Annotated in this window: 15 protein-coding genes; 10 read left to right on the plus strand and 5 right to left on the minus strand. The window is 41.3% G+C overall.

The features are described from left to right. Window positions 1–414 precede the first annotated feature (414 nt). The 10 genes from AAHF87_RS01030 to lysS all read left to right on the plus strand — a co-directional run bounded on the left by AAHF87_RS01030 (window position 415) and on the right by lysS (window position 11,156). Window positions 415–1,008 carry an NADH-quinone oxidoreductase subunit J gene (locus AAHF87_RS01030; RefSeq protein ID WP_342146393.1) on the plus strand — a complete coding sequence of 198 codons (594 nt, stop codon included), beginning with the start codon at window positions 415–417 and terminating at the stop codon, window positions 1,006–1,008. Continuing rightward, window positions 1,005–1,310, plus strand: a complete 306-nt coding sequence (gene nuoK / locus AAHF87_RS01035; protein WP_342146394.1) for an NADH-quinone oxidoreductase subunit NuoK — start codon at window positions 1,005–1,007, stop codon at window positions 1,308–1,310. The genes AAHF87_RS01030 and nuoK overlap by 4 nt, the downstream gene beginning before the upstream one ends. Window positions 1,311–1,316: 6 nt before the next feature. Further along, complete coding sequence (nuoL, locus tag AAHF87_RS01040; protein WP_342146396.1) at window positions 1,317–3,227, plus strand: NADH-quinone oxidoreductase subunit L; 1,911 nt, start codon at window positions 1,317–1,319, stop codon at window positions 3,225–3,227. A 7-nt stretch (window positions 3,228–3,234) separates the two neighbouring features. After that, on the plus strand, window positions 3,235–4,779 hold the full coding sequence (locus AAHF87_RS01045) for an NADH-quinone oxidoreductase subunit M (RefSeq protein WP_342146397.1): 1,545 nt from the start codon (window positions 3,235–3,237) through the stop codon (window positions 4,777–4,779). Next, window positions 4,776–6,236 (plus strand): NADH-quinone oxidoreductase subunit NuoN, encoded by a 1,461-nt coding sequence (nuoN, locus tag AAHF87_RS01050; protein WP_342146399.1) that lies wholly within the window; start codon window positions 4,776–4,778, stop codon window positions 6,234–6,236. Before AAHF87_RS01045 ends, nuoN begins: the two co-directional genes overlap by 4 nt. A 15-nt stretch (window positions 6,237–6,251) precedes the next feature. After that, the gene (locus AAHF87_RS01055; protein WP_342146401.1) at window positions 6,252–6,824 is read left to right on the plus strand and encodes a BON domain-containing protein; all 573 of its coding nucleotides are present in this window, start codon (window positions 6,252–6,254) and stop codon (window positions 6,822–6,824) included. 82 nt (window positions 6,825–6,906) lie between these two features. Then, window positions 6,907–8,088, plus strand: a complete 1,182-nt coding sequence (locus AAHF87_RS01060) for a DesA family fatty acid desaturase (RefSeq protein ID WP_342147852.1) — start codon at window positions 6,907–6,909, stop codon at window positions 8,086–8,088. 28 nt (window positions 8,089–8,116) lie between these two features. Continuing rightward, the gene (locus tag AAHF87_RS01065) at window positions 8,117–8,404 is read left to right on the plus strand and encodes a hypothetical protein (protein ID WP_342146402.1); all 288 of its coding nucleotides are present in this window, start codon (window positions 8,117–8,119) and stop codon (window positions 8,402–8,404) included. Between the two features lie 44 nt (window positions 8,405–8,448). Then, window positions 8,449–9,547 (plus strand): peptide chain release factor 2 gene (prfB, locus tag AAHF87_RS01070; RefSeq protein WP_342146404.1). Its coding sequence is split into 2 segments (ribosomal slippage): window positions 8,449–8,523 and window positions 8,525–9,547, totalling 1,098 coding nucleotides; the frame shifts between segments, so codons are not numbered across the junction. Window positions 9,548–9,632: 85 nt separating this feature from the next. After that, window positions 9,633–11,156 carry a lysine--tRNA ligase gene (lysS, locus tag AAHF87_RS01075; RefSeq protein ID WP_342146405.1) on the plus strand — a complete coding sequence of 508 codons (1,524 nt, stop codon included), beginning with the start codon at window positions 9,633–9,635 and terminating at the stop codon, window positions 11,154–11,156. A gap of 73 nt (window positions 11,157–11,229) precedes the next feature. On the opposite strand, the gene rpmG is transcribed toward lysS, so the two are convergent. The 5 genes from rpmG to AAHF87_RS01100 all read right to left on the minus strand — a co-directional run bounded on the left by rpmG (window position 11,230) and on the right by AAHF87_RS01100 (window position 14,990). Further along, a complete protein-coding gene (gene rpmG / locus AAHF87_RS01080) occupies window positions 11,230–11,382 on the minus strand; it encodes a 50S ribosomal protein L33 (RefSeq protein WP_339049490.1) in 153 nt (50 codons plus the stop codon). 15 nt (window positions 11,383–11,397) lie between these two features. Then, on the minus strand, window positions 11,398–11,634 hold the full coding sequence (gene rpmB / locus AAHF87_RS01085) for a 50S ribosomal protein L28 (RefSeq protein ID WP_342146406.1): 237 nt from the start codon (window positions 11,632–11,634) through the stop codon (window positions 11,398–11,400). Between the two features lie 204 nt (window positions 11,635–11,838). After that, a complete protein-coding gene (gene radC, locus AAHF87_RS01090; RefSeq protein WP_342146407.1) occupies window positions 11,839–12,513 on the minus strand; it encodes a RadC family protein in 675 nt (224 codons plus the stop codon). Window positions 12,514–12,759: 246 nt separating this feature from the next. After that, window positions 12,760–13,209 carry an EVE domain-containing protein gene (locus tag AAHF87_RS01095; RefSeq protein WP_342146408.1) on the minus strand — a complete coding sequence of 150 codons (450 nt, stop codon included), beginning with the start codon at window positions 13,207–13,209 and terminating at the stop codon, window positions 12,760–12,762. 74 nt (window positions 13,210–13,283) lie between these two features. Next, window positions 13,284–14,990, minus strand: coding sequence for a proline--tRNA ligase (locus AAHF87_RS01100; RefSeq protein WP_342146410.1), 1,707 nt, complete (start codon window positions 14,988–14,990; stop codon window positions 13,284–13,286). Window positions 14,991–15,054: the final 64 nt, after the last annotated feature.

The raw sequence follows: 15,054 nt of genomic DNA on the forward strand, positions 1-15,054 counted from the left end.
AAAAAAACCTAAGCCAGCATAAAAATAGACAAAATGATTCTATTCTAATGACGCTGAAGTGTACGTATTATTGAAGCTAGGATAATAGCTTTTTTTGCGAGAGGACAAGGCGGGCTTAATTTCAGCGATCGTCGATGGCTTTGAAGTCAAAATTTTTAATAGGAAGTTGCTATGCATAGATTGGTCATTTAGAATGCTAGCATTTAACCTAGGACTTGCGAAGTTAGGTTTACATAAATAGTGATTGGTTTAGGCAATACCTCAGGCTAGGAGCCCTAAAACTACCATTTTGCAAGTGAAGTATCGCTAAAGTAGGTGGCAACCTAAAACGGGGAGGGCTAAGCCTTATGTGAATAGTTAGCCGGAACCACGAGTTTCTGAAAAATTATAAAATGTAAAAATTATAGGGTAATAATGCTTCTACAACAATTTGCTTTTTTTGGTTTTGCTATAGTGCTTATTGCTGCTGCATTGATGACGATCATTTTTCGTAATCCGGTGCGCTGTGCGTTATTTTTGGTATTAGCTTTTTTTTCTGCTGCTGCTTTATGGATATTATTAGAAGCAGAATTTTTAGGTTTAATCTTGGTTTTAGTGTATGTCGGTGCGGTCATGACGCTATTTTTATTCGTGATTATGACGTTGAATATTGATAGCGCTGAAAAACAACCGGGTTTTGTGCGTTATCTGTTTTTTGCGGTTGTCAGTGTACTGATCTTATTGGCATTACTTATCTACGCAGTGTTTCCCCTTTCGGGTAGCGCCGGCCTGTTGCCCTTGGCTCAAGATGCGAGTAATACACAAGCGTTAGGTGATGTATTGTATACGCAGTATGCTTATCCCTTTGAAATTACCGGCGTTTTACTGCTCGTGGGTATTATTGCGACTATTGCCTTAAGTTTTCGTGAAAAGCGTTTGAATAAAGCGATTGCACCTGAATTGCAATTAAAAGTTAAGCCTTCGGATCGATTACGAATTATAAAAATGCCAGCCGAGAGAAAAAAATGATTCCGTTAAACTATTACTTAATACTCGCTGCTATCGTATTTAGCTTGGGTTTACTTGGCTTGGTGATCAATCGGAAAAATATCATTATTTTACTGATGTGTGTCGAGCTACTACTATTAGCCGTAAATATGAATTTTGTCGCGTTCTCACATTTTTTTGCGGATTTATCCGGCCAAGTGTTTGTGTTTTTTGTGTTAGCCGTGGCAGCGGTGGAAGCGGCCATCGGCTTAGCAATACTGATTGTTTTATTCCGCACGCGGCATAGCATCCAAGTTGATGCCTTAAATCGTTTAAAGGGGTAGTTGGTAATGAGTCATTATCAGTTAATCAACCTCGCATTGGTATTATGTCCTTTAGCAGGCGCCTTATTTGCTGGCTTAGGCGGTCGACGTATCAGTGATCGTCTGGCGCATCGCATCACTATTTTAGGCGTTGCTGTTTCATTCGTTTTATCACTGTACTTTGCTTATCAGTTATTTTTTTTACATGGCGGTACTTTTGACGGCAATCTTTATTTGTGGGATTTAACCGGCAAATTTCGCTTTAATATCGGTTTTTTAATTGATCCATTAGCGGTGGTGATGCTGCTAATCGTCACGTTTATCTCATTGATCGTGCATATTTATAGCGTCACTTACATGGCCGGCGATCCGGGTTATAAGCGTTTTTTTAGTTATATGTCGGCATTCACTTTTGCGATGTTGATGTTGGTGAGTGCGAATAATTTTTTGCAGTTGTTTTTTGGCTGGGAAGCAGTGGGTTTAGTTTCGTATTTGTTGATTGGCTTTTGGTTTAAACGTGAAGCGGCGAATGCCGGAAGTTTAAAGGCTTTTCTGGTGAATCGTGTTGGCGATTTTGGTTTTTTTCTAGGTATTGCTTTATTATTCAATTATTTTGGCAGTTTGGATTATTACCAAGTTTTTCATGCCGCACCTGCGTTGCAAGACGCGAGTATCAGTCTTTTTCCACATACTTCTTATTCGGTTATTGCGGTTATTTGTTTTCTGTTATTCGTCGGCGCGATGGGAAAATCTGCACAGATACCGTTGCATGTTTGGTTGCCGGAATCCATGGAAGGTCCTACACCTATTTCTGCGTTAATTCACGCGGCGACCATGGTTACCGCCGGTGTTTATTTAGTCGCACGTCTTTCGCCTTTATATGAATATGCACCGAGCGTATTAAATCTTATTTTAATTTTGGGTGCGACTACCGCTTTATTTATGGGCTTAGTGGCAATCGTGCAAAACGATATTAAGCGCATCATTGCTTATTCTACGCTTTCGCAACTCGGCTATATGATGGTTGGTTTAGGTGCTTCGGCCTACGCAGCAGGCATGTTTCATTTAGTCACACATGCTTTTTTCAAAGCCTTATTATTTTTGGCGGCGGGTTCAGTTATTTTAACCATGCATCATGAACAAGATATTCGTAAAATGGGTGGCTTAGCCAGAGTCATGCCGTTGACCTATGTTTGTTTTTTAGTGGGTGCCTTAGCATTAGCCGCGTTACCGCCTTTTTCAGGTTTTTATTCTAAGGATGCGATTATCGATGCAGTGCATGCATCGACTTTACCCGCAGCTGCCTACGCCTATTACTGTGTGTTAATCGGTGCATTGGTTACCGCATTTTATATTTTTCGTGCTTTTTTCTTAGTGTTTCATACCAAAGCACGCATGCCCGTCAAACATTATCAAAAAACCACCACTATCGTTAAATTTAGTTTAATTGTATTAGCGGTTCCATCTGCTATTGCAGGATTTTTATTAGTACAGCCTTTTTTAAATGTTCCAGGTTTACTCGCTGGCAGCCTGAGTGTATTACCCAATCATCAGATGCTGACTTCTGAGCAACTGTTAAGTACGGCAACTATTTTTTCGCTGCTTGGCATTGTATTGGCGTGGTTTTGTTATTGTCAATTTCCTGCCATTCCTATTTGGGCGCAAAAACATTTTGCTTGGTTGTATCGGGTTTTAGTGAATAAATATGGTTTTGATGCATTTAATCAGAGCGTATTTGCGAATGGTGGTCGACGCCTAGCAAAAATATTTTTTAATGTCGATGCAAATGTACTTGATCAAAAATTGATTGACGGCTCAGGAAGACGTATTAGTTGGCTTTCCAATGTATTACGTCGTTTGCAATCGGGTTACATTTATCAATATGCGTTTATTATGGTGTTGGGAATCATTATCGGTTTATTCCTTATAAATTTGTAGTATAAGAATGTTTTTAAATTTATTAGCTTTGTTTATACATAACCACTTATTAAGTTTACTTATTTGGTTGCCGGTATTCGGCGGTGTACTGGCGGTGGCCGTTAATGGCGATCGTTACCCGCAACGCGCGCGCGTGATTGCTTTAATGACTTCACTGATTACGTTGCTATTGTGTGTACCGTTGTACTTGGATTTTAATCCTGCTCTTAGCAGTATGCAGTTCCAAGAAAATATTCCGTGGATAACGGTATACAATATTAATTATGCTTTAGGTGTGGATGGTATTTCTTTGCCACTCATCCTATTAACGGTGTTTACGACTTTACTGGTTATTTTGGCAGCTTGGCGCAGTATCACTCTGCGAGTTGCGCAATATATGGCGGCGTTTTTACTCATGCAAGGCATGATGATAGGAACATTCGCTGCCACCGATTCAATACTGTTTTATGTGTTTTGGGAAGCAATACTGATTCCTATGTATCTGAGTATCGGTGTGTGGGGTAGTGATAATCGTTCGTATGCCTCGATAAAATTTTTCTTATATACGTTTTTTGGCTCGGCATTGATGTTGATTGCTTTACTGTATCTCGGCGTGCATAACCCAGAGCATGACTTTTTGATTGCGCATTTTTATCCGATGAAATTGACCATGCCGGTGCAAGTATGGATCTTTGTCGCTTTTTTAATTGCGTTTGCCGTAAAAATTCCGATGTGGCCACTACATACTTGGTTACCTGATGCGCATACCGAAGCACCCGCGGGTGGTTCAGTAGTATTGGCGGCATTAATGTTGAAGTTAGGAGGCTACGGTTTTCTGCGTTTTACGTTGCCAATCGTTCCTGATGCCAGTCGTTTATTAGATGGTTTTATGATAGCGCTGGCCTTGATTGCTATCGTGTACATAGGTTTGGTGGCCTTGGCACAAGTGGACATGAAACGTTTAATTGCTTACTCCTCGATCGCACATATGGGTTTTGTGGTGCTCGGTTGTTTTATGTTATTTGCCATCATGAAACAGAGTCATAACACGTTATTGGCGTACATGAGTTTAGAAGGGGCGATGGTGCAAATGATTTCACACGCCTTTAGTTCGGGTGCGATGTTTTTGGCGGTCGGGATGTTGGCGTATCGATTTCGGAGTCGTCAGATCAAAGATTATGGTGGTCTTGCGACCAGCATGCCTTTACTGGCGTCATTTTTTATGTTGTTCGCCATGTCGAATGTTGGCTTGCCAGGCACCTCCGGCTTTGTCGGCGAATTCATGATCATCCTCAGTGCCATGCAAGCTAGCTTTTGGATTACTACGATTGCCGCCACTACATTAATTCTCAGTGCGTCTTATACACTGTATATGTATAAGCGCGTATTTTTTGGTGAAATTACCAATCCTTTAATCGCTGAAAGTAGTGATATACATGGTTTTGAAAAACTGGTGTTTATTTTACTAGCAGTGGCGATTATTTTTATCGGTATTTATCCTGCTCCTTTACTAACGATCATGCATGCCTCCATAGACTCAATTTTACATTGGAGTTTGCAAACTAAATTATGATGACATTACAACAATTACTCCAATTTCCTGCTGCTCCTGAAATCGCTTTATTGTTGATGACATGTGTGATCTTATTACTCGAATTATTTGTAGAACAGAAATCCAGTTTGCTCACCTATAGTGCGACGCAAATAAGCCTGGTCATTACGCTGGCATTAGTGATGCATCTACATCATGTACCCGCGCAATTCCTTTTTCATCAACATTTTACCTGGGATTTGGTCGCCTATTTTATTAAGTTATGTATTTTGATATTTAGTCTATTTGCCTTTGTTTATGCACGTGATGCGATTAAGCAGTTACATATTCATTCGGGTGAATATTATTTATTGGGTTTATTTTCAATACTGGGTATGTTGGTGTTGACGTCGGCGAATAGTTTACTAACTCTGTACCTGGGTTTAGAGCTATTATCCTTTCCGCTGTATGCGATGGTGGCTTTACAACGTCAATCGAGTCAGGCAGCAGAAGCGGCGATGAAATATTTTATTTTAGGCGCTTTGGCTTCAGGCTTATTCTTATATGGCCTCTCGTTATTATATGGTGCCACACATTCTTTAATTTTACTTACGATACATCAGGCTTTGCTCGTGGGTGGGCAATCTCATGTACTGCTGAGTACGGGGCTTATTTTTATCCTAGCGGGAATTGCATTTAAGATCGGGGCGGCACCTTTCCAACTTTGGGTCCCGGATGTCTATCAAGGTGCGCCCACGCCGGTTACTTTGTTTATCAGTGCGGCACCGAAGATAGCCGGTTTAGCACTGGCCATCCGTTTGCTAGTCGATACCATGCCCAGCTTACTCAGCTATTGGCAGCCTTTATTAGCGGTTATTGCTATCTTATCCTTCAGTTTGGGTAACCTAGTAGCTATCGTGCAAAGCAATTTAAAGCGCATGTTGGCTTATTCCGCCATAGCGCATATGGGCTATGGCTTACTTGGCTTAGTTGCCGGTACGGCGATGGGTTATGCCATGAGTCTTTTCTATATGTTGGCGTATGGTCTGATGGCCTTGGCCGCATTTGGCTTATTGGTGGTGATGAGTAAATCAGGACAGGTTGAGCAACTTAGTGACTTAAAAGGGCTGAATGCACGAAATCCTTGGTTAGCGCTGATGATGTTGCTGGCGATGTTTTCTATGGCGGGAATTCCACCCACTATTGGCTTTTTCGCCAAATTAGGTATCTTAGAAGCCCTAATTTCAGTCCATCTACTCTGGATAGCCACATTGGCCATTATTTTTGCTATTATTGGGGCTTATTATTACATTAATGTCATAAAAGTGATGTATTTCGAGGAGCCTGAGCCCACTATACCCCGCATAATGGTAGCGCCAGATGCCTACCTTGCACTGAGTATTAATGCTATACTACTCCTCGTTCTAGGTTTATTTCCCAGTCAGTTAATATGGCTGGCCAAGGCGGTTTTTTTTACCATTAACCATCCTGTTTATTAGAGGCTAGGAAACGAAATGAGAAAAATCTTTATTATTTTAATCCTATCATTAGGGTTACAAGGTTGTCTGGCGGGTGCTTTTGTGGCGGGTAGCGCAACCACGGGTGGTTTAGTGACAGATCCACGGCCTATTAATACGATTAAATCTGATGAGGAAATTAACTTTAGGATCAACCGAAAATTAGCGAATGATCCGGTGCTAAACGCTGAAACCCATATTGCTGCGGTGAGTTATAACCGGGTGATATTGTTAACCGGCCAAGCCTATGATGAGGAATTAAAAGCTAAAGCAGAACACTATGCTAATAGCATCCCGCAAGTTCGACGTGTATTTAATGAAATTGCCCTTGGGATCCCTACGACAGTCTACCGACGTGCTCAAGATGTGGGTATCACTTCAGCAGTTAAGACCAAGATGTTTGCCAATAGAGAACTTAAATCGAATAATTTTAAGATAGTGACTGAAAACGGAGTGGTGTATATATTGGGCATAGCGACACCGAAACAAGCTGATTTAGCGGTATCGATAGCGAGAGAGTCTTCGGGTGTAAAAAAAGTGGTCAAGTTAATAGAATATAAACAAGAATAAGCATTAAAATTTATAATAAAGCTTTTTGACTATACTAAGAGTGACTTAGGTTAGCATTAAAATACAAGAGGTTACTGTGGAAATATTATTTGGTGTATTGAATTTATCATTTTGGGGTTATGTCGTAGCCTTATTGATATTAACGCATATCACTATCGTGGGCGTCACGGTGTATTTGCATCGATCCCAGGCGCATCGTGCCTTGGAACTACATCCCGCCATCAGTCATTTCTTCCGTTTTTGGATCTGGTTAACCACGGGTATGGAAACTAAAAAGTGGGTTTCCATCCATCGTAAACATCATGCTAAGTGTGAAACCGATGAAGATCCACATAGTCCGCAAACTCGAGGTATTAAAAAAGTATTTTTTGAAGGGGCTGAGCTATATCGAGACGAAGCTAAAAATAAAGATACCATGGACCGTTATGGTCAAGGGACACCGGATGACTGGTTAGAACGACATGTTTATACCAAGCATAGCGCGGCGGGTATTGCATTGATGTTTGTTATTGATGTGGTTTTATTTGGTATTCCTGGGATTACCATCTGGGCTTTACAGATGGCCTGGATACCTTTCTTTGCTGCTGGTGTAGTGAATGGTATCGGTCACTATTGGGGTTATCGAAACTTTGAATGTCCGGATGCAGCGCGCAACATCATCCCTTTAGGCGCTTTTATTGGTGGTGAAGAATTACATAATAATCACCATACCTTTCCAACCTCAGCTAAGTTTTCGGTGAAATGGTGGGAGTTTGATTTGGGTTGGGTTTATATCCGTTTATTACAATTTTTAGGTTTGTCTAAGGTTAAACGCGTATCACCTAAACTTGAGAATATCCCAGGTAAAGCACACGTTGATGCAGATACGTTAGCCGCATTGATTACTAACCGCTTTCAAGTGTTAGCGCGTTATAGTCGCGAGGTATTATTGCCGGTGTTACATGAAGAAAAGCTAAAGGCCAATACCAGTAGTAAGGCATTATTAAAACGCGCCAAAGTTGCACTGATTCGTACCGAGTCTTTATTAAACGAAGAAGGCAAGCAACAGATCGCGGAAGTGATGGATAATCACCATATGTTAGCCTTAGTGTATCAGTACCGGCTGAAACTGCAGGCAATTTGGGGTCGTACTACCGCGACGCAACGCGAGCTGTTAGAAGCGTTACAAGAGTGGTGTAAACAAGCCGAAGCCACCGGCGTGCAGGCATTACGAAAATTTGCAATTAGCTTGGCTGGGTTTTCGACACAAAAAAAGTTAGGTTAAAATAATAATATTTTAGGAGATAGAGTTTATGGCTGGTTTTTTAACATTTGATACGCTTCAGTATGTTAAAAAGCTTAGAGAAGCGGGTGTTGCGGAAAATATAGCAGAAATTCAAGCCGAAGCACTTAAGGAAGTTATAGAAACTAATATAGCAACAAAGCAAGATATACGTGATTTAAAACGCGATATTGCAGCGCTTAGCGTGGATTTAAAACGCGATATTGAAATGAGTAAAAAAGATCTCACCATTAGGTTAGGCAGCATGATGGTCGTAGCGGTGAGTATCCTTAGTGTGTTAATCACGCTCTTAAAATAGAGCCCATTAAAAAATAATTTTTATTTAGTTCTTCATTATCTGTTATGTTTGAAACCGCTCCCATCCTTCAAAAAATCAAAGAACTTGAAAGCCGTAGTATGGAATTACGGAGGTACCTTTGACTATCCAACTAAACTTGAACAACTTCAAGAGTTAGATCACGAACTCCAAGATCCCAACATTTGGAATCAGCCAGACAAAGCGCAACAATTAGGCAAAGATCGTGCGCAATTGCAGCAAATAGTCGATACCTTTCAGCAATTAGAAAAAGGTCTGAGCGATATCAAAGATCTGCATGATTTAGCGATGACTGAAGGGGCTGATGATCTATTAGCCACGCTACCGCAAGAATTACAAACACTGGAATCACGATTAGAACAACTCGAATTCAGACGCATGTTTCCGCGTGAATTAGATAAAAATTCTGCGTACTTGGAAATTCAATCCGGTTCAGGTGGCACCGAAGCACAAGATTGGGCAGAAATGTTATTACGGATGTATCTGCGTTGGGGAGAGCAAAATAATTTTAAAGTCGACTTAATCGAAGTGTCTGCCGGTGAAGTGGCAGGAATAAAGAGTGCTACGATTAAATTTGAAGGTGAGTATGCTTATGGTTGGTTACGTACCGAAACTGGCGTGCATCGCTTAGTACGTTTATCACCCTTCGATGCGAATAAACGGCGGCATACTTCCTTTGCCGCGGTATTTGTATCACCCGAAGTGGATGACACCATCGACATCGACATTAACCCTGCAGATGTACGTATCGATACCTATCGTGCTAGTGGAGCGGGGGGGCAGCATGTCAATCGTACTGATTCAGCAGTGCGTATGACGCATATTCCTAGCGGCGTAGTGGTGCAATCACAAAGCGATCGCTCGCAACATAAAAACCGTGACCAAGCAATGAAGCAATTACGTGCAAAATTATATGAATTAGAACTACGTAAACGTGCTGAAGAAAAACAAAGCCAAGAGTCTTTGAAGCGTGATATCGGCTGGGGTAGTCAGATCCGTTCTTATGTATTAGATGATGCACGGATCAAAGATCTGCGCACCGGTGTTGAAACAGGTAATACGCAAGCGGTGTTAAATGGCCATCTTAATCCTTTTTTGATCGCCAGTTTAAAAGCAGGCTTATAGATACTCTTGGCAAGAATCGCTTTTTCTTTATCGTGATCTGTTAAACTAGTAAGCTTGAAAATCGATAAGTGTGGAAACATTTGACATGAACCATGAAAAAGAAACGACTACGAATAATGCTGAAGATTTGTTTGCGCAACGTCTAACAAAATTAAATGAATTACGACGCATTTCAGAGGCTTATCCAAATCACTTCCGCCGTGATAGCTTAGCCGCTGATTTATATAGCCAATATGAACAAGCTAATACTGAGCAATTAGAGCTAAAGCATGCGTCTGTCCAACTTGCTGGTCGGATTATGTTAAAGCGCGATATGGGTAAAAGTTTATTTCTCGATATTCAAGATATGTCGGGGAAAATGCAGGTCTATGTCAAGCAAGACAACATCGGTCTAGAAGATTTTGAAGCAGTTAAACGTTTGGATTTGGGCGATATTGTGGGTATCAACGGTGTATTGTTTCGTACTAAAACCAAGCAACTTTCCGTTAAAGCAGAAAAAGTTCATTTGCTGAGTAAATCCTTACGGCCATTGCCCGATAAATTTCATGGGCTTTCAGAGTCGGATAAAGAACAACGATATCGACAACGCTATTTGGATCTGATGACCAACGAAAAAACTCGAAAGACCTTTCAAATTCGTTCGCAACTTATCAACGGAATCCGTCAGTTTTTAAACCAACGGGGTTTTGTTGAAGTGGAAACCCCAATGATGCATGTGTTACCTGGTGGTGCTTTGGCCAGGCCTTTCATCACCCATCATAATGCCTTAGATATGGAATTATTTCTGCGTGTGGCGCCAGAGTTACATCTAAAACGCTTAGTCGTTGGCGGTATGGAAAAAGTTTTTGAGATTAATCGTAATTTTCGGAACGAGGGACTTTCGACTCGGCATAATCCTGAATTCACGATGTTGGAGTTTTACCAAGCTTATGCCGATTATCATGATTTAATGGATTTAACCGAACAATTAATCCGTGAGTTAGCACAAACTATTTTGGCGACTGAACAATTGACGTATCAAGGCGAAACCTATGATTTATCCCAGCCTTTTAAACGCCTCAGTGTGCTTAATGCCATACTCGAATATAATCCACAGTGGCAGTTAAAAGATATTACTGAGTTACCATCCTTGCAAAAAATTGCCGCTGGTCTAAAGATTCCAGTGAGTGAATCTATCGGACAATTACAATTTGCGGTGTTTGAAGAAACCGTTGAGCAAAAATTAAAGCAACCCACTTTTATTACTGAGTATCCAATTGATGTGTCGCCTTTGGCCAGACGCAACAATCAAGATCCACAGTTAGCAGATCGTTTTGAACTCTATATTGGCGGCCGAGAATTAGCCAATGGATTTTCCGAGTTAAATGATCCCGAAGATCAAGCAGCACGTTTCAAGCAGCAAAGCTTAGCAAAATCAGCCGGCGATTTAGAAGCAATGCCTTATGATGAAGAATATATACAAGCATTGGAATACGGTTTACCACCCACCGCAGGAGAGGGGATAGGTATCGATCGATTAGCGATGTTATTTACCGATTCCGCATCGATCCGGGATGTTATCTTGTTTCCGCTGATGCGTCCAGAAACTAAGAGTAATAAGAATGCATAGAACATTCTCAGCGGGCAAAAAAAAGCCCGCCCAAATAAATGCTTTTGGACAGGCTTTAATTGAGTATTTTTAACTATTTAATCTTATCTTCTTCAAACATTTCGTGTTTGCGAGTGATAGGATCATATTTTTTAAATTTTAATTTATTCGGCGTGGCTTTCTTATTTTTACTGGTTGTATAGTAATAAGCGCTAGCCGTTGATTTTAACTTAATTTTATCACGCATGATGTGCTTTCCCGTTTAAACTTTTTCGCCGCGCTGACGTAGCGTAGCCAGTACTTTATCGATGCCTTGCTTCTCAATAGTACGCAAACCATCCGCCGTTATTCTTAATGTAACAAAGCGCTTTTCGGTGGCTACCCAAAGGCGACGCACTTGTAGATTAATCTGAAAACGACGTTTAGTTTTTCGGTTAGAGTGAGATACATTGTGTCCCACCATGGGCTTTTTACCCGTTACCTGACAGACCCTAGCCATATATAATAGTCCCCAATGCAGATTGTCTTTGAATGTACTCTTCGCGCTTGAATTTTTGGCTGTGTTGCCGCTCAATTCGCAATCCTCATGTATCTTGAATACATTCCGGTTGCTCATTCTCGCGGCGCCTTGCCAAAAATCCCATTGCTGTGAGTAGTATATTGCCCGCTTTTATACCAAAAATGCGGCGAACTGTCAAAAGATTTACAACATACCTTGAGTCGCAAAAGAGGTCATACAGCCTTCTCCTATGATGATATGGTCCAATAGGCGTACATCAATGGCTGTTAGAATAGATTTAATTTCCTGTGTAATCCTTTTATCTGCTTCACTCGGTTTAGCAATGCCGGAAGGGTGATTGTGGGCCAAGATGACCGCCGCAGCATTATGTTGATAGACCTGCCGGACCAGCTCGCGAGGGTAGACGGCTGCTTCGTTAATACTGCCATGAAAAAGCTCCTTAAAATGAATAAAGCGATGAGCGTTATCCAAAAATAAGCAGCTAAAAACTTCATAAGGGTAGGAACGCAACTTATGCGTTAAATAGTGATAAACATCTTGTGGGTTTTCGAAAGTATTACGTTGCTCAAGATTTTCTTGTAAACAACGTGTGGCCAATTCTTTTGCGGCTTGAATTTGGACATATTTTGCCAGACCTAAACCAAGTGTCTTTGAGAATTGTTCCAGGCTGGCTGCAACGATGTAACGTAAACCACCAAATTGTGAGAGCAGATCGCGGCTGATATCTAAGGCGGTTTTTCCGCGGACACCGGTACGAATGAATAAGGCTAACAGTTCAGCGTCAGATAAAAAAGCCGCACCTTGAGCGAGTAATTTCTCACGTGGACGTTCGCTTGCAGGCCAATTGGTAATAGACATAGTTACTTTTCCTTAAGTTAATTATTATTCTTATCAACGCACATGAGGTAAAAAATCACTACGAAGGCGAGCGAAAGGAATGAGCGTGGCCATTCAATTTAGGATATCTCTGGTTTAGGGATTGCCGCGCGCTCCGCGCTCGCAATGACGAGTAAACTATTTTAATTTTCGCTTCATCAAGTACGTGCAGTACAGATTATTATATTGAATACCGATGATTTTAAATAGAGGTCTAATACTTTAATTTTATTGATGAGGTTGTCGGGCCATAATATGTTGCCATTCGAACGCTGTCAGTGGCATGACCGATAATCGATTGCCTTTTTGTAGTAAACGCATTTTTTTTAACGCCGCTTGGCTTTTCAAATCTGCTAAAGAAATAATTGATTTAAAAATCCTTATTAATTGCACATCCACGCTAACCCAACGTGGATTACGGATTGTACTTTTAGGATCGTAATGATGATCATCCACTTGCAAGGCGGTTTTATCCGGATAAGCCGTGTTAACTATTTTGATCATGCCAACGATACCCGGCGTTGGACAACTTGAATGATAAAAAAAAGCCAGATCACCTTTTTTCATCGCTTGCAGAAAATTTCGTGCCTGGTAATTCCGTACACCATCCCAAGGCTCAGTTTGATGAGGTCGCTTGGCTAGATCCTGAATGCTAAAACAAGTGGGTTCAGATTTCATTAGCCAATAGCTCACTTACTTTCTCCGCTTATTATAAATATATAAAAAATAGCCTTGCATCTATTAAATAGTTTTCATTGCGTTAATTTTTGTTGCAAAAAATCCAAAACGTCATGGGTATTTAGCATTTGCTCAGTTTTTTCGGTTCTTGCTTTGTAAGCGATGACTTTTTCCTGCAAGGTTTTTTCGCTGATGACTAAACGATAGGGAATGCCGATCAGATCATTATCAGCAAACAACAAACCAGGACGCTCCATTCTGTCATCAAGTATCACGTCTATGCCTGCATCACTCAGTTGTTTATAGAGTGCATCGGCAGCATGTTTAACCTGTTCAGACCGATGATAAGCAATTGGAACAAGCACTACTTGAAATGGGGCCATCGCTTGCGGCCAAATAATACCTTGTTCATCATGATTTTGTTCGATGGCCGCGCCGACAATACGCGATACACCAATCCCATAGCATCCCATTTCCATCGGCAGTAAACTTCCATCTTCAGCGGTAATATTGGCGCCCATCGCGAGACTATATTTATTGCCAAGTTGAAATATATGACCCACTTCAATGCCACGTTGCATTTTTAAATGTCCTTTCCCATCGGGACTGGGATCACCCACTTGCACTTGGCGTAAATCGGCAATGGGTGGCAATGGGCAATCGCGTTCCCAATTAACATGCGTGTAATGAAAACCTTCTTCATTAGCACCACAGACAAAATCAGCAAGCACAGCGGCACAGCGATCGACAATTAACGGTATTGATAAATCGACTGGACCTAAGTAACCGACAGCCACACCGGTTAGCTTTAAGATATCGGCTTCCCCAGCAAATGTGAGAGGGTGAGCAATCTCAGGGATTTTAGCAAGTTTGGTGGGATTTAATTCGTGATCACCGCGCAATATAAGACCCGTTAAAGGATGTTTTTTTCCCTTTACCATTAATAATTTGACACAATGTTGAGGATCGATTTTTAAAAATTCACAAACTGCGGCAATAGTTTTTGTGTCGGGTGTTTTTACTTTCTTGAGTGGCGCCGTAGCAGTAGGTCGTTGATTAACGACGAGACTTTCTGCCAGTTCGGCGTTTGCAGCATAATCACTGCTATCACTATAAAAAATTTGATCTTCGCCGGTTTGTGCCAATACTTGAAATTCTTGTGATTGACTGCCGCCGATATTGCCGGTATCCGCCAAGACAGCACGAAATTTTAATCCTAAGCGTGTGAAAATTCTGCAATAACTATCATGCATAATTTGATAGGTTGCTGCCAGGGAAGCTTTATCGCGATGAAACGAATATGCATCTTTCATGATAAATTCACGGGCGCGCATCACGCCAAAACGTGGACGAATTTCATCACGAAACTTGGTTTGTATTTGATAAAAAATCAGCGGTAATTGTTTGTAACTACGGACTTCATTACGTACTAACGAGGTAATGACTTCTTCGTGGGTGGGTCCAAAGCAAAACCAGCGTTGATGTCTATCGGTAATGCGTAGTAATTCTGGGCCGTACGCATCCCAACGTTCTGATTCTTGCCAAAGCTCCGCTGGTTGTAGATTGGGCATCAACACCTCTTGGCCATTGATACGATTCATTTCTTCGCGCACGATAGTTTCGACTTTGCGTAACACGCGCAAACCCAAGGGCAGCCAAGTATAAATTCCAGAGGCTAATTTACGGATCATGCCGGCGCGCAACATTAATTGATGACTTTTGATCTCGGCATCGGCCGGTGCTTCTTTGAGCGTGGGTAAATACAGATGACTGCTGCGCATAATGGATAATCTCAGTGAACATTTACGATACCAAAGCTTACACTAGAACCGCTCTTCTGCAAAA

Source organism: Rickettsiella endosymbiont of Aleochara curtula, assembly GCF_964030935.1.
Lineage (GTDB): Bacteria > Pseudomonadota > Gammaproteobacteria > Diplorickettsiales > Diplorickettsiaceae > Aquirickettsiella.

Excerpts from the sequence above, each read along its gene's own strand:
- AAHF87_RS01030 (WP_342146393.1), top strand. The coding sequence starts at position 415 with ATGCTTCTACAACAATTTGCTTTTTTTGGTTTTGCTATAGTGCTTATT.
- nuoK (WP_342146394.1), top strand. The coding sequence starts at position 1,005 with ATGATTCCGTTAAACTATTACTTAATACTCGCTGCTATCGTATTTAGC.
- nuoL (WP_342146396.1), top strand. The coding sequence starts at position 1,317 with ATGAGTCATTATCAGTTAATCAACCTCGCATTGGTATTATGTCCTTTA.
- AAHF87_RS01045 (WP_342146397.1), top strand. The coding sequence starts at position 3,235 with ATGTTTTTAAATTTATTAGCTTTGTTTATACATAACCACTTATTAAGT.
- nuoN (WP_342146399.1), top strand. The coding sequence starts at position 4,776 with ATGATGACATTACAACAATTACTCCAATTTCCTGCTGCTCCTGAAATC.
- AAHF87_RS01055 (WP_342146401.1), top strand. The coding sequence starts at position 6,252 with ATGAGAAAAATCTTTATTATTTTAATCCTATCATTAGGGTTACAAGGT.
- AAHF87_RS01065 (WP_342146402.1), top strand. The coding sequence starts at position 8,117 with ATGGCTGGTTTTTTAACATTTGATACGCTTCAGTATGTTAAAAAGCTT.
- lysS (WP_342146405.1), top strand. The coding sequence starts at position 9,633 with ATGAACCATGAAAAAGAAACGACTACGAATAATGCTGAAGATTTGTTT.
- rpmG (WP_339049490.1), bottom strand. The coding sequence starts at position 11,382 with ATGCGTGATAAAATTAAGTTAAAATCAACGGCTAGCGCTTATTACTAT.
- rpmB (WP_342146406.1), bottom strand. The coding sequence starts at position 11,634 with ATGGCTAGGGTCTGTCAGGTAACGGGTAAAAAGCCCATGGTGGGACAC.
- radC (WP_342146407.1), bottom strand. The coding sequence starts at position 12,513 with ATGTCTATTACCAATTGGCCTGCAAGCGAACGTCCACGTGAGAAATTA.
- AAHF87_RS01095 (WP_342146408.1), bottom strand. The coding sequence starts at position 13,209 with ATGAAATCTGAACCCACTTGTTTTAGCATTCAGGATCTAGCCAAGCGA.
- AAHF87_RS01100 (WP_342146410.1), bottom strand. The coding sequence starts at position 14,990 with ATGCGCAGCAGTCATCTGTATTTACCCACGCTCAAAGAAGCACCGGCC.